The sequence below is a fragment of the Flammeovirga sp. OC4 genome, assembly GCF_000812565.1.
Taxonomy (GTDB): domain Bacteria; phylum Bacteroidota; class Bacteroidia; order Cytophagales; family Flammeovirgaceae; genus Flammeovirga.
The window spans coordinates 37,680-52,933 of the sequence record NZ_JTAM01000018.1; the positions used below are offsets into that span (position 1 = coordinate 37,680).

The following is a 15,254-nucleotide window of genomic DNA, read 5'->3' on the forward strand; positions in this document are numbered from 1 at the left end:
TAATTCTTTAGAACAGCCTTTTTTATGAGGTAGTAGATTCTCTAACTAATAGATTGGTGTCTAATATTTTATGGATAAACCCAAGCGTATCCCTATCTTCTGTTTCAATCTCCATAATTAACCTTTTGGCAGCCTGTACCCCAATATCGAAAGCAGGTTGTTCTACCGTAGATAACTGAGGCTCCACAATCTCAGTGATTGGATCACCCGCAAAACCAGCCAATGCAATTTCTTCTGGAACCTGAATATGATTAGACTTTAATTCTTTTAATACTTGAATTGCCATATAATCACTCATACAGAAAATAGCATCGGGTCTTTTCTTCAGCGATAAAATTCTCTCTGTCGCTTCTCTTGCATCCAAACTTAAATTATCACACTGTAATACGTAGGCGTCTGTAGTCGAACGGCCTGCATCTTTTAATGCATCCATGAAACCTTTATATCTTTTCTGACTGATGGATAAAGACATTGGTCCACTAAGGTGGGCTATATTTTGGTAACCTTGTTTTATCAGATGTGTCGTAATTTCATAGGCTCCTTTATAATCGTCGACTAAGACTTGTGAAATTTCAATTTTATCAGTTCCTCTATCGAACAACACCACAGGTGTGTGTCTATCCTGGGCATTAAGAATATGTTGGTAATCATTGGTTTCTTTAGAAAGAGAAATAAGTATACCTGCTACCCTACTGTTTACCAGGGCATTTACCTGATTAATTTCCTCTAAATATTCTTCATTGGATTGGCAAACCATCACAATGTAACCGTGTTCTTTGGCTACTCTTTGAATTCCACTGAGTGCTTGAGCGAAGAAGTGTTGACGGGCTATTTCTGGAATGACAACACCTATCAAATTGGTATTTTTACTCGCAAGATTGGAAGCCAGAATATTTTTTTGATAATTCAGCTTTGCTGCCATTTCATGGACAAGTGTCTTGGTTTCTTTACTGACATCAGGATGGTTCCTCAAGGCTCTTGAAACTGTCGATTTTGATATGTTTAGTCGGATTGCTATGTCGTGAATTGTATATACCTTGCCCATGAAAAAAAATGTTGTTTAAGTCTTAAGTACAGACACCAATAAGAATAACACAATTCATTTTGGTTTTATATTTTGAGCATCACAACTAAAAACGATATGGTGCAGAAAATACCTATTTTTTGTACTTCTATTTACAAATATATCACTTTTCGGTGAACGTAAAATCTAAAACCAAAAAAAGAAGCCCCTCCATGAAGGAGAAGGCTTCCCGCCATTTACAACTTAAAGTCTAAGCGTAAATTTATTCTACAGATATGTTGTGAATAGATAAAAAAATGTGAGGCTTTATTGTTTTTTGATAATCCTCAAAGTTTGTTTGTGTTAGTCAATTCATGAAAAATTATTTATCGTTAACTACTTTCTTTTCAATTATTTGGATATCATTTCGTTGGTACTATTAATACACCTTTTAATATCACTTCCCTACCTACATTAACTTTCAATAACATTAAACAAAATTACACTAGCTCTCCGACTTCTTGTTTTGATTGTTTTGTTTTCTTCTTTTTCCTTCCTCTCCACAATAAAAAACCAGTGATCGGTAAACTACTCGAAATTAAAGAAGCGAAAAACATGATAAACTTTCCTGCTAATCCCAATATACCTCCAGTGTGAATATCATAATTAAGTCTGATGATTTTATCCGTCAATGTTGCATCCTTATAACGTCCTCTATAATCATCAACCTTAAATTCATCTAAAGTATGTTGATCAAAATACCTCCAATCCAGCTTTCCGTATTTACCATGTTCAGGGCTTGTGTAAATCTTAATTATATCCTCACTTTTTTGTGGAACATACACCACTGAACCTAAAATGCTTTCATCTTCTTGAAGGACTTTGTACCATGCCTTATCTACATTAGTAGAAGTTGAATCAAAAGTGAAATCTGCGTTAGATAATAATTCTCTTTGCTCAACTAACGCTTTTCCACCAGACAAAACATAATAAACGCCCTTTTCAAACCATGAATAAGACCAAATTAATCCCGTAATTACTGTAAAAATCAAAATCCAAGTCGCATAAAAACCTAAAACACTATGGATATCATAGTTCTGTCTTCTCCACCTTGCATTCCATTTGATTTTAAACTTCTGCTTTAAGGCTTTCTTCTTGGTGTTTTTAGGCCACCATAATACCATTCCTGAGATTAATAACACTAAAAAAATTAGTGTGGAAATACCTACTATTTTTTCTCCATAAGGGAGTAATAACGATATATGTAAATAAAGTACTACCGTAAAGAAATCGGTCCTTAAATTCTTTACTTTCAGTACTTCACCAGTATATTGGTCAATAAAAGTAAGATAAAAATAGGGTGCATCATCCGCATAATGTAAAGCCATTGAAGCATTTTGAGGAGTCTCATAATAAATCCTCTGTACTTTCATTCCGTCCGTAGCTTCCAATGCAATTTGCTTGATTTCAGAAGGCGGTAATATTTCACCTTTTACCTCTTTTACAAATCGGTACGGTTGAATTAATTCCTGAATTTCATGTTCGAATGCATAAATACAACCTGTAATGGAAACAATAAATACGACAAGGCCTGAGATCAGACCTAATATAAGATGAACTTTTCCTAGAAGTTTTTTAAGTGTCATGGGCAGTAATTTAAATAAGGCCATAGAAAGCATTCTATGACCTTTAGATTGATTAGTGGTTCATTAAAAAGTCATACCTATGTACTACTGATTAATATCTTATTTATTCTGCAGCTGCTTCTAATTCAAAAATTGCTTTGGTGTAATGACCTACAATACTAGCACCCTTTGAAGCTGTAGAAGTAGCAATATCAATTTCATAGATGTTTGCACCTGTTGAGTTTGAAACATTTACATATACTTTACCTTCTTTTACTAAAGCTGCCATTTCCCAGCCACCACCGGTCATTGGAATATTAGCCACAGGAGTGATCGTCTGATCATTTAAATCAGCAATCATAAAGCTTAAATGTTCTAACCCTTCATCAATGTTAGGAGAATAAGCAGACCAATGTACTTGATCGCTCATTACTGCACGAACCAACATTTTACCATCACCCAAATAAACTGCTGTGTTGATCTTGTAACCACCACTCTTCTCTTGGAAGTTGAAGAAGTAATCAGTGTCAAAATCAGTTTCACCATTCTTGATTCTTAAGAAACCTGACGGAGTAGTTGGAGTCGGTAAGAAACCAGATGCCAATGATGACGTTGAGAAAGTATAAATAGTACCGCTTTCATCTTCTTGCAGTGAAAAATCTGTTGTATAACGACCAATTTCTGAAGAACGAGTATCTTCAATTAATTTCACAAACTCCATTGAAGGATAGTTATAAACGGCAATTTTAGCGGTTTCGGCCTTTGGAGTAGCAAATGCAGGAACAGTTGCACCAGTACCAGTCAAGAAATAAGAAATAAATAATTTATCACCAACAACTGAAACACCTGTTGGGAAAGCTACTAGATCCTCTTCTCTTCTTTCGTCAATTCTTGTTTTTGCTCTACTTTCAATTGACATGTCATTTTTGTCAATCAAGTAGATTGTTCTTTCTTCAAAACCTTCGCGAGGTGCACCAATAGCAATAAAGTAATTGTCATCCACATTTGTAGTTGCATATACACCTTGATCAGTAATCAACTGCCCTTGGTTTACCAATTGTCCACCTTCGCCGTTTAAGCTATATCCTGTAAAAATATTGTCGCTTGTATATCCTGCAGCAATCACCATATCACCAGCTTTGAAGAAAGACATCCATGCAGGTTGTTCTAACCCATTTCCAATTGGAGAAATTTCCCCTTGATTAATAGTATCTGCTGTCAAAAGAACATCTTGTCCACCTTCAGCTTCGATACCCAAAACAAATTTTTGTTCGCCTGCTGGAGTAGTGGTATCATTGCTACTTTCATCACATGAGATGAAAGAAAAAAGTGAAAGTCCAGTAAAAATGAGTTGTAAAAAATGCTTTTTCATGTTGAAAAAATGTTTGTTTAATTTTAATTCTGAATAAAATAACGTGCTTTTATACTGAATGCACGACCAGGTTTTTGTTGATTAAGGTTATCATAAACCTTTGCATCAAGGATATTAGTACACAAGAGAGAAAGGTTATATCGACCCTCTCTCAGAGTGTATGTAATGTCTAAGTTATGAGTAAGTTGACTTGGAATTTCTGCTTTTGAAGAGGCTGTACCCAGGCTTGGCCACTTGAAATAAAAGTCATGAACATATCTAGAGATTGTGGTTACTGCTATACTTTGTCTTCTTCGGAGTTGTTTGTTGAAACTCAACGTCAGGTTTCCAAAAAGATAAGGCTCGTTGGGTACTCTATCTTTATAAAAGGCCGACTCTGAATCATTATTTCTCAAATCTTGGTAGGTACCTGCAAAGCCTATATTAAAAGTATTTTTGATGTTATAATTTAACGTCAAGTCTACTCCGTTTGCTTTTACACTTTTGTCATTTAAGTAATAGCTTCTGTTCATTCTAGGTTCAAAACGGATATAATTCTTGGTTCCTCGTATGAAGCCATTAACTTCTAAAAAGACCCTATTGGGTTTACCAGGAGCAGAACTAAAGCGTACGCCTAAATTAAGGTTATCACTTTCTTCAGGTAATAATTCTTGATTGGGTATGACATTCAAGCCATCTCCAAATAATTCATAAGACTCTGGGAAACGATACGCCTTTTCGTAAGATGCTTTGAATTGAATTTTATTGAGTTTGAAGGTACTTGCCAAACCATAACCGTAGGCATCATTGATATATTTAAACTCGTCTGACTCTGTCCCTTGATAGTTGGACTGAATAGCAAAAAGATTGTAGAAATATTTTTTACCAAAAACGATATTACTCCATTTATCGTCAAATACAGAGTAGGTGTAAGATGCTCCTATCACTTGCTTTGTAACGTCATTTGGTTCTGAAAACTGTGTGTTATTCTGAGGCTGATACTTGTCTTCTCCCTTGATTGATAAATTATTCAATGAGTAATTCACGGCAATACTATGGTGGTTACTTAATTCATATTCAGCATTAAAGTTTCCGAGCAGGTTTTTCTCATATAAAGTTACATCTGATTTTCTACCCATCTCCCCAGTAGTGACGTGTGCGTTTTCCTCATATCCTCCCCACCAATCATAGCGGTGTGGACTTACATCAACACCATTTCTTTCGGAGTCTACATACACCACATAACTGTTGGCATTAAGCCCTTCCCAAAAAAGATTCTTTTTATGATAAGTGAAATTATAAATCAGTTTATCTTCTTGAATGTACGCCTCTCCATTAGGAAATGACGTCACTCCAGTAGCGAAAGGGTTTTGTTGTATCTCTTTGTAATTATCCGAATACATTACTCCAATCATTAACTCATCGGCAAACTTCTTACCCATAAAACCAACTTCTCCCCAAACCATTTTTGAAGTATAAGCATCATGAAATCTTCGAATCTCAGTAGGTTCATCTGCCAGTTTTCCACTTTCAAAATCCAGAAGGTGAACATCCATTTTATAATCATTATCACTATGGTTATAAAAGGATTTTATGCTAGCTGTAAAACCTGTTTTTTTATGATGGTATTGTGTGTTAAATGAAGCCCTATGTGTATTGAAATTACCGTAGGAATAAGACGCATCTAAATAACTGATTGGATTTTTCGAAGTAAGGATATTTACTGCTCCACCCAATGCATCAGATGAAAGGTGAATTGGAACAGCCCCTTTATATACTTCTATCCCTTCTATCAGATTGACAGGAAAGTTGTTTAAAGTAAGAGAGGAGCCAAAATAATCCATTGGAACACCATCAATGAAAGTTCTAATTCTATTACCAGAAAGGCCATTAAGAGAGAGGCTAAAATTTGACCCCAAACCACCATCCTGACGGATGTTAACACCCGATATTCTACCTAATAATTGGCTTGCATCTACGGTAGTATTTTTAAAATTCTCTGTCTCAATTACTTCAACTGCATAAGCTTCCTCTCTTAGCAGAGTAGCTTCTGATTTGCCAAAAACAGTGACTTGTTCTAATCTTGTTGTTGAGGATTTCAGATTAAAATTTAATGGTTTTGCTAATGGAACTTTGACTTTTTGCTCCAACTTTTCATAACCCACAAAAGAAATTTGAAGGGTATATTCCCCCTTGTCTAATTGTTGGAATTCAAAATTTCCATCAATATCAGTACGGGTTGTTTTTTTGGTTTCTTTTAAATGAACAGTCGCAAAAGAAACTGCCTCTTTATTTTCATCTAATACTTTTCCAGATAATTTATGCTGCGAAAAAGCAAGCGAACTGAATAAGAGAAAAAATAGAAGTGAGATAAATGTTTTCATTGTGAATTGAGACTTAAGCCTCATTTTGTTTGTGTTGAGCTCTATATTTATTAGGTGTAATTCCGATACTATTCTTAAAAGCATATGAAAAATGAGATGCATGTTGATAGCCTATTTTCTCGGAAATAATAGCGATAGGCAGTGATGTAGAGACCAATAAAACTTGTGCTTTTTGCATTCGCTTTCTATTTGCAAATTCAAAAATTGTTTCATTGAAAACTTCCTTAAAATTCTTTTTCAGATACGAAGCATTCATCCCTATTTCTTTCGATAAATCAGGAATAGAATACTGGTTTTCGAGGTTATTAGTAATAATGTTTTTCACCTTATGAAGCTTATCTTCGTTTACATCTATCTCAATTTCAGGAGGAAAACGAACTTCATAAACTTCAGTGAGAAGTTGGTATATTTTAGCGTTGATATAGAGGTATTCACTGTCTCCTTTTTTATTATTTTCTATGATATTCCAGAGTATTTCTTGAATCTTCTTATTTAACTCAAAAGTTGATGAAACTGTCTTGGTAAATATTTCCTTGAAAAGACTCGAAGAATTAATAAAACTTGAATCGAAAAAAGGGAGATCGAAAGAAAATATTAATAGCTCTACATTTTTACCTTTTGATAGGTGACATTCTAGTTTTTTGTCATGAAAGATCATTCCCTCCTCTACCTTCAATAGTTCATGATTGAGAATGGTCAACGCATTGTCTTTCAAACTAAAAATTAAATAGTAATGAAATGCATCTAATATAAAGTCGAGATGTTGATAAGTCCTTAGTTTAAGAAACTGTAATTGATAAGATGAAAATGAAAATTCTTCAACAACCCCACTTGCTGCGGTTGTATTCCATTTTCTTACCTTCTTCATTGTTTTATTGTCCCCTTCGGAAACATGTGAGACCCTAGTAAGTTTATCTAAGTTTTTTGAGTAGAATAGTTCTGATTTTTCAATTTTCTCCATTGTATAGAGAGAGCTTTTCTTGTTGGTGATCGATTTATTTACAATATCAAAACTATACTTATTTAGATTAATTTAAAATAAACAAACTCAATTGAAGAAACCGGAAAATATTGTACTATTACAATCCTTAAAAGTACATTTTACTCATATCTATACCATTATATTTGTACTATTTATAGTTGTCATTTATACTCACCAAACAATTTATATCCTAATTCGTAATTTTAATTTCCGAATCCGATGCTTTATGAAGTAAATCCCTATCAATATTTGTGATGTTATTTAAAAACATTCTAAATAACAAAACTAAAATTACATCTTAACTTACCAACAAAATGATACCTTTATTAGCAAAGGAAAACAACCAGCAAAAAGCCAATGACTCTACAAACTTTTCATTTCTTTTTAATCAAGATGAGGATAACATCATCCGATACAAAAAAGGAGTCATTACGGCTACAAAGAGAATTTTTAAATTTCTAAAAAGAAGAAAAAAACCGTTTAGTGGAATTCAACATGAAGAACTAAGAACCGTCTTTGAACAAATCAACATCAACAAGACCCCTCTTGATGAACAATTTGTCATGGATGAGTTAGAAAATATTTATTTGGATCATGCAGTAGCATTTCATCTTCCAAAATACATCGCTCACCTTAACTGCCCGATTGTAATACCATCACTGATTGGTGAACAAATACTTTCAGCAGTCAATTCGTCTCTTGATACTTATGATCAAAGTGCCGGAGGTACATTCATTGAGCAGAAATTGATCGATTGGACAGGTAAACAAATTGGGTACAAAACACCTGATGGTGTATTTACCAGTGGCGGTACGCAATCCAATTTAATGGCCGTTTTGTTGATGAGAGACGCTTTTTATCATAAACGACAAAAACATGATGTCACAATGAAAGGTGTTTCAAATGCTAAAGGTCAATTGAAAATTTTCTGCTCTGAGTGTAGTCATTTCAGTATTAAAAAAAGTGCAGCACTCTTAGGTTTGGGAGAAGAAGCGGTAGTGAGTATTCCTGTCTCTGAACAATTTGTGATGGATACTGAAGCCTTAGAATCCGCTATTTTAAATGAATACATTAATGGCAACTGCCCAATCGGAATTGTAGCTACAGCTGGAACCACAGATTATGGTAGTATTGACCCCTTAAACAAAATTGCAACCATTGCACAACGATACCAAGTTTGGTTCCATGTAGACGCTGCTGTTGGAGGAGGATTATTACTGTCTGATGAATATAAATACCTGTTAGCTGGTATAGAAAAATCTGATTCTACTACAGTAGATTATCATAAAACTTATTTTCAAACGGTAAGTTGTAGTGGTTTTGTGGTGAAAGATCCTAACTCACTTCATTTAATTAGTCATCATGCAGATTATTTAAATCCAAAAGATCATAAAGATGCAGGTGTTCCCAATCAAGTAGATAAATCACTTCAAACAACAAAAAGGTTTGATGCCTTAAAATTATGGATGACTTTCCGTTTGATGGGTACAGATCAATTAGGTGCCTATTATGAGCAGACGCTACAATTGACCCAAAAAGCTGCCAAAATTATTGAGTTGCATCGAGAATTTGAATTGTTAAACCCTCCTGCTTTACACTCTCTTGTATTCCGTTTCAAACCTGAAAACATGAATAATGAACAGCTAAATTCACTTAATATTTTGTTGAGGAAAAAGTTGTTTGCTGATGGTGAAGCTGTTGTTGCAGGCACAAAATTCAAGGGTAATTATTACCTGAAGTTTACCATTCTGAACCCTATCATGACGGAAGAAAACTTCGAAGAAATTTTATCAATTCTTTCTAGAATAGGAAAACAAATCGTAGAAGACGAAAACAAAATCGCTTAAAAAAAATACAAATGAACGAAAAAATATATGACATTATTGGGGTAGGAATCGGTCCCTTTAATCTTGGATTAGCTTGCCTTACTGAACCAATTGAAGAATTAGATTGCCTTTTCTTAGATAGAGCAGAACAATTTAATTGGCACCCAGGAATGTTAATGGAAAATACAACGCTTCAAATTCCATTTATGGCTGATTTGGTTACTTTAGCGGACCCTACCAGTCCTTATTCCTTTTTAAATTATGCTAAGCAAATGGGAAGAATGTATTCTTTTTATATCAAAGAAGATTTCCTCTTGCTAAGAAACGAATATAATTTGTATTGCCAATGGGTAGTGCAACAACTTAATACCTTGAAGTTTTCAACAAACGTTGAAATGATATGCTTTAACGATGATGAACAAGTTTTTTATCTAACCTGTCTAACTTCTGAAACCAATGAACCTTTGATTTACAGGTGTAAAAAAGTGGTGTTGGGAACTGGAACTTCTCCTTACATTCCCGACGCCCTCAAAGGTATAGGCGAAAAAGCAATTCATTCAGCTTCTTACCTAAAAAATAAAGCTGAGCTTCAGAAGAAAAAAGCGATTACTGTAGTGGGAAGTGGGCAAAGTGCGGCTGAAATATTTAGTGATTTACTAGAAGAAGTTGATGCTTATGGCTATCAATTGAACTGGATTACACGCTCACATCGTTTCTTCCCAATGGAATACACTAAACTGACGTTAGAGATGACCTCCCCTGAGTATGTGGATTATTTCTATGAACTTCCATTGGCAAAAAGAGAAGCACTACTTCAAGAACAAAAGCACCTTTACAAAGGCATCAACTCAGATTTGATCAATGGTATTTTTGATACAATATATGCTAAGAAACTGATGAATGATGTAGACATAAACCTACGTACCAATTCAACGGTGACCGCTTCTACAATTACTGATGATAAAGTACAGCTTGAGGTATTCCAAAACGAGGAAGAAAAATACTATCAGCATGATACTGAAGCTGTGGTTATGGCTACAGGGTATCATTACAAATTACCATCTTTTATGGAAGGCTTACTTAAGCATGTGCAATGGGATGAAAAAGGAAGGTTAAGGGCGAATCGTAATTATACCATTGATAAGGAAAGTAAAAATATTTTTGTACAAAATGCAGAACTTTACACACACGGTTTTGTTTCTCCAGATCTTGGTATGGGGAGCTATCGTAATTCATATATCATCAAGGAGATTACTGGCAAAGAGTATTACCCTATCGAAAAGAAAATTGCATTCCAACAATTCAAAGTATCTGAAAAAGAGGAAATCATAAAAGAAGAAGTTCTGGTATGAAAGTGAAAACAATACTAATGCTCATCACACTTGTTGCTGTGGTGAGCGACACTATGCTTCATCCCTTCTACCCTCAGTTTTTTGGAGAAAGGTTTGGGTTTTTTAGCTCAGAACATGTTGGGTATTATTTAGCTGCTTGTTGCTTAACAGTTATGGTAGCTTTCCCCTTTTGGGCTAAAGTACAAAAGAATGCCGATCTTTTTTCTTTACTGATTTATACGCAGCTGATAGCGGGATTATTGTGCGTAAGTATCTATTGGATAGATCACATTGTGCTTTTCTGGGGAGTTGCTTTGACGATGATTTTCTTCAAGGGAAGTTATTTATTGATCTATCCTTATATCATGCAATTGGATGAAGAAGATGAACACACCTCCTCGATTAGTATTCTTTCAGTGATTGTTCATTTAGGGGCTATCATGGGTGCTTTTATTGGAGGTGCCATAGTAGATTTTATTGATACTTATGTGGTCTTTTTCATTATGGCAATGGGTGATTTCACACAGTTAGGCGTTTGTTTTTATCTTAAATATAGAAGAAACGTGAAATCTATTGTACATGAAGAAGCAAGCACCCAACAAGGTTTTTTCCATATCAAAAAACCAATTTTTATGATTGGAGCCATCACAATGACACTGTATTTCAGTACATTTTTGATTCGTCCTTTCTTCTCTGTCTATTGGGAAATTATTTCTGAATATGATAGTAAAGTTGTATCAGGTTTAATGTACTCGCTTCCTGCATTTGTAGGTTTAGTAGCACTATGGTACAATCACAAATTCAAATCGGAAAAAAGCAGTTTTAAACAAATAATACCTGCAATTGTGTTGGGTATTGTAGGAATTGCTTTACAAGGAAGTATGATAGAAGGAATCGTCATTGTGGGGCGATTAATATATGGCTGGGCCATTTTCCAGCTTTATGTACAATTTGATGTCATAGCCTTCACACTTTCAACACCATCAGATTATGCTACAGATTACAGTAGAATTCACCTGATGCAAAACTTTGGTGTTTTAGTTTCCTCAATGATTGCGGGATTTACCGTAGATCTTTTCTCTATACAAATGACATTTTGGATGTCAATCGTTGGGTTCCTACTAACTGGTAGTTTCTTCCTTTTAGGGTTTAATAGCTACTTGAAAAAAGAAGAAGAGGAACCAAAATTAACAACAGCAAATGCTTAGATACAATGGTACAAAATATATATAAAACTCCTTTCGGGATTGACTTTTGGGCAAAAAAAGCCGCTGAAAGTAGTTACAAGATTAATCAGGATTTATCATTTAAATTCGCTCCTTTTCAATTAGACAGAGATGTTCCATTGCTTCACCATTGGGTCAACCAGCCCTATGCAAAATATTGGCAATTGGAAAATAGTTCCATCGAAACAGTATACGCTTCCTATAAAGAAATTTTAGAGGGAAAGAATACTTGTGTTTTTTGGGGTGTGCTCAATGATAAGAAAGTGTTTTTAGTAGAGTTCTACTATGCTCCTAAAGACAGAGTAGGTGAACACTATGATGCTAAAATTGGGGATTATGGATTTCATATTCTTGCTGGTCCTAAAGAAACGGTAATTTCCCAATTCACTACTCATATTTTCGTTTACCTACTCACTTTCTTATTTCAACAAGATGAAGTAGAAAGAGTGGTCGTTGAACCTGATGTCAATAACAAGAAAATCCATGTTTTAAATAAAAAAGCAGGCTTTACTTATGACAAAAAAATAGAGTTCGAAGAGAAAACTGCCTTTCTAGCATTTAACGATAGAAATAGTTTTCAAAAAGCATTAGACCACATTCAACTTCCTTGATTTTATCATCATGAATAGATTATCACTAGCAAATCATAAAGAAGCCATTGATCATTTAAAGGCTTCCACTTGGAAACAAGTCAATAGAAAATATGTAAGTAAAGCGATGAGTGAGTTTGCGCACGAAAAGCTATTACAACCTACACTTATTGCTGAGGATGAGTTTTCTACTTATCAAATTCAAAGCTCAGATCAGCAAGTAAGTTATATTTTCAGAGCCAAGCTATTACAACTAGACCATTGGTGGATTAAACCTGAAACCATTGTAAAACAAGTGTATGACAAAAATGTAGAGCTCTCGTTACTTGATTTTATTCAAGAGTTCAAAGATCAATTGGAAATTCCTTCTGAAATGTTACCCACCTACCTTGAAGAAATTACCAATACCCTTTACTCTTTAAATTATAAATATACTCATCATACCACTTCAGCACTTACTCTTGCTGATTCAAGTTTCCAGACAATAGAAGGTAATATGATTGAGGGCCATCCTTGTTTCGTTGCCAACAGTGGGAGAATTGGTTTTACTGCTCAAGACTTCCTGCACTATTCCCCTGAGGCATCAAACGGGTTTCAATTATTGTGGTTAGCAGGCCATCGTTCTGTCGCCACTTTTACCTCTATTGCTGGCTTAAGTTATGAAGATGTAATGCATCAAGAAATGGGTGAAACTCAATTTCAAATCTTCCAGAATATCTTAAAAGTACATGGTCTAGACCCTGAAGATTATATCATCTTTCCAATGCACCCTTGGCAATGGCAAAGTAAGTTGTCTACCATTTTCTCTTCTGATATCACGAAAAAGAAACTTATTCTATTGGGAGAAGGTTCTGATACTTATCAACCTCAACAATCAATAAGAACGCTTTACAATAAAAGTTATCCTGAAAAGTTTTATGTAAAAACAGCACTCTCTATTCAAAATATGGGCTTTTTACGTGGACTTTCACCGTATTATATGCAGTCTACCCCTTCCATTACGGAGTGGATCAATCAAAAACTTCAACACGATGAGTACCTGCAGAAATATGGTTTTGAAATGTTAGGTGAAGTGGCAACTCTAGGATATAGAAATACTAATTTCGAATCTTTAGGAAGAACAAACGCTTATAATAAAATGTTAGCCGTTCTCTGGAGAGAATCGCCTGAGCATTATTTAAAAAATGGCCAAAAAGCGGCTACAATGGCTTCTTTGTTACATGTCACGCCAGAAGGGGAATCATTACTTAAAGCGTACATTAAAACCTCTCAACTCTCTCCTCAAGAATGGATCAATTGTTATCTAAATGTTTACCTAAAACCTCTTCTTCACTGTTTATATCAACATGAAATAGCCTTCATGCCTCATGGAGAAAACCTTATCCTCCGAATGGAAAATAACATTCCTGTAGGCGTCTTTATGAAAGACATCACTGAAGAAGTAGTCTTGTTTGAAGAAGAAGAAGGCCTGCCAGAACCCGTTCAACGATTAGTCGTCAAAACTACCGATGAAATCAAAGCCTTAAGTATCTTAACCGATGTATTTGATTGTTTCTTCCGTTTCATTGGTCAAATCGTGGAAGAACATGAAATAATGAAAGAAGAACAGTTTTGGGAATTGGTAAGTAATTGCATCCTTTCTTATCAAACAGAGAATCCTCATTTATCTGAGAAATTTGCTAAAAGTGATCTTTTCTGTGAGGACTTTATACTTTCCTGTTTAAACCGTCTTCAACTTCAGAACAATAAGCAAATGGTGGATCTTACAGACCCAGTAAATAGTTTGCAATTTATTGGTAGAATTAAGAATCCAATCCGACAATTTCAATCTAACTACGCTTAATGATGAGTACACAACGATTACATTCACTCGATTTTTTTAGAGGAGTAAGTGTCCTCTTTTTGATTCCGCTACACTGTATGATGATGTATGCATCTGCTGAAACATGGAACGACAGCAACCTTGGTTTCATCATGAAATGGATTGAAAGAGGAAGTCCATCTTTTATGGTGGCAATGGGTATTTCCTTTGTTTTTTCTAAACGTCAGAGTTTTAAAGCTCTACTTATTCGTGGAATCAAAATAGTAGGAATAGGGTATTTACTCAATACATTTAAGTTCATTATACCGATGCTCTTGGGTTTTTTCCCAGAAAACCTGATCGTTGCTCATGGATTAAACCCTGAGCATCTTATGGACAATTCCATTCACTTTTTACTTCTTGGGGACATTCTCCAACTGGCAGGAGTGTCATTAATTATCATGAGTTTTTGTGTTCCTATTTTCAAGAATAAATATGTAATACTTGCAGTGGCATTGAGTATAGTACTTTCCACAAGAACAGTAAGCGGTATTCGTTTGGGAATTGGTGGTGTCGATTATATGCTGGATCTCTTATGGGGAAATCAGTATAATGTTTATTTCCCAGTTTTCCCTTGGATGGGCTTTATTCTTCTAGGAAGGTTTGTAGGAGAATTGTACAAAGAAAATAAAACGAATATTCCATTTTTCTTCCAGAAAGTACTATTACTTTCTGCTACAACAATTGTCATTGGTGCTTCTCTTTGTTACTATAACTATGACTATCACTTTGGAGACTACTATCATTTAGGTCCAGGTGGTATGTTATTGCTACTCGGGGTAAATACTTCGTTTATCTATTTTTCGCACTTTATCTCAAAAATTATTTTAAACACCAATTTATTTCAATTTCTGGTTTATGCGAGCAAGAATGTGACTATTATTTATTTCCTGCAATGGGTGGTCATTGATTGGGGGATGGGTCTTTTCGGGTTCGCAACCATGAACCAACAAGGTGTATTAATGATTATACCTATTTATTCGTTTTTCGTTTTCGCACTACTAACAGTTTTTGATAAAGTATTCAGAAACAAATCATCTTCGCTTACTGAAAATTTAGCTACTCAGTAAGTCCA

Annotated in this window: 11 protein-coding genes; 6 read left to right on the forward strand and 5 right to left on the reverse strand. The window is 34.8% G+C overall.

Annotated features, from left to right (window positions below):
• Positions 1-22: 22 nt before the first annotated feature.
• The 5 genes from PL77_RS12920 to PL77_RS12940 form a co-directional block, all read right to left on the reverse strand.
• Positions 23-1,045 carry a LacI family DNA-binding transcriptional regulator gene (locus PL77_RS12920; RefSeq protein ID WP_044205813.1) on the reverse strand — a complete coding sequence of 341 codons (1,023 nt, stop codon included), beginning with the start codon at positions 1,043-1,045 and terminating at the stop codon, positions 23-25.
• 458 nt (positions 1,046-1,503) lie between these two features.
• The gene (locus PL77_RS12925; RefSeq protein ID WP_044205979.1) at positions 1,504-2,649 is read right to left on the reverse strand and encodes a PepSY domain-containing protein; all 1,146 of its coding nucleotides are present in this window, start codon (positions 2,647-2,649) and stop codon (positions 1,504-1,506) included.
• 103 nt (positions 2,650-2,752) lie between these two features.
• Positions 2,753-4,000, reverse strand: coding sequence for a DUF4374 domain-containing protein (locus PL77_RS12930; RefSeq protein WP_044205816.1), 1,248 nt, complete (start codon positions 3,998-4,000; stop codon positions 2,753-2,755).
• A gap of 23 nt (positions 4,001-4,023) precedes the next feature.
• Positions 4,024-6,363, reverse strand: coding sequence for a TonB-dependent receptor (locus tag PL77_RS12935; RefSeq protein ID WP_172665850.1), 2,340 nt, complete (start codon positions 6,361-6,363; stop codon positions 4,024-4,026).
• Positions 6,364-6,376: 13 nt separating this feature from the next.
• Positions 6,377-7,324, reverse strand: coding sequence for an AraC family transcriptional regulator (locus PL77_RS12940; RefSeq protein WP_044205823.1), 948 nt, complete (start codon positions 7,322-7,324; stop codon positions 6,377-6,379).
• Between the two features lie 335 nt (positions 7,325-7,659).
• Here PL77_RS12940 and PL77_RS12945 point away from each other — a divergent pair, with 335 nt between their 5' ends.
• From PL77_RS12945 to PL77_RS12970, 6 genes are read left to right on the forward strand one after another with little or no spacing between them, the layout of a single operon-like run.
• Positions 7,660-9,192 (forward strand): aspartate aminotransferase family protein, encoded by a 1,533-nt coding sequence (locus PL77_RS12945; RefSeq protein ID WP_044205825.1) that lies wholly within the window; start codon positions 7,660-7,662, stop codon positions 9,190-9,192.
• An 11-nt stretch (positions 9,193-9,203) separates the two neighbouring features.
• Positions 9,204-10,523, forward strand: coding sequence for a lysine N(6)-hydroxylase/L-ornithine N(5)-oxygenase family protein (locus PL77_RS12950; protein WP_044205828.1), 1,320 nt, complete (start codon positions 9,204-9,206; stop codon positions 10,521-10,523).
• Positions 10,520-11,710 carry an MFS transporter gene (locus PL77_RS12955; protein WP_052444375.1) on the forward strand — a complete coding sequence of 397 codons (1,191 nt, stop codon included), beginning with the start codon at positions 10,520-10,522 and terminating at the stop codon, positions 11,708-11,710. The genes PL77_RS12950 and PL77_RS12955 overlap by 4 nt, the downstream gene beginning before the upstream one ends.
• A gap of 5 nt (positions 11,711-11,715) precedes the next feature.
• Positions 11,716-12,339, forward strand: a complete 624-nt coding sequence (locus PL77_RS12960; RefSeq protein ID WP_052444376.1) for a GNAT family N-acetyltransferase — start codon at positions 11,716-11,718, stop codon at positions 12,337-12,339.
• A gap of 10 nt (positions 12,340-12,349) precedes the next feature.
• On the forward strand, positions 12,350-14,161 hold the full coding sequence (locus PL77_RS12965) for an IucA/IucC family siderophore biosynthesis protein (RefSeq protein ID WP_044205831.1): 1,812 nt from the start codon (positions 12,350-12,352) through the stop codon (positions 14,159-14,161).
• A complete protein-coding gene (locus tag PL77_RS12970) occupies positions 14,161-15,249 on the forward strand; it encodes a heparan-alpha-glucosaminide N-acetyltransferase domain-containing protein (protein WP_044205833.1) in 1,089 nt (362 codons plus the stop codon). Before PL77_RS12965 ends, PL77_RS12970 begins: the two co-directional genes overlap by 1 nt.
• Positions 15,250-15,254: the final 5 nt, after the last annotated feature.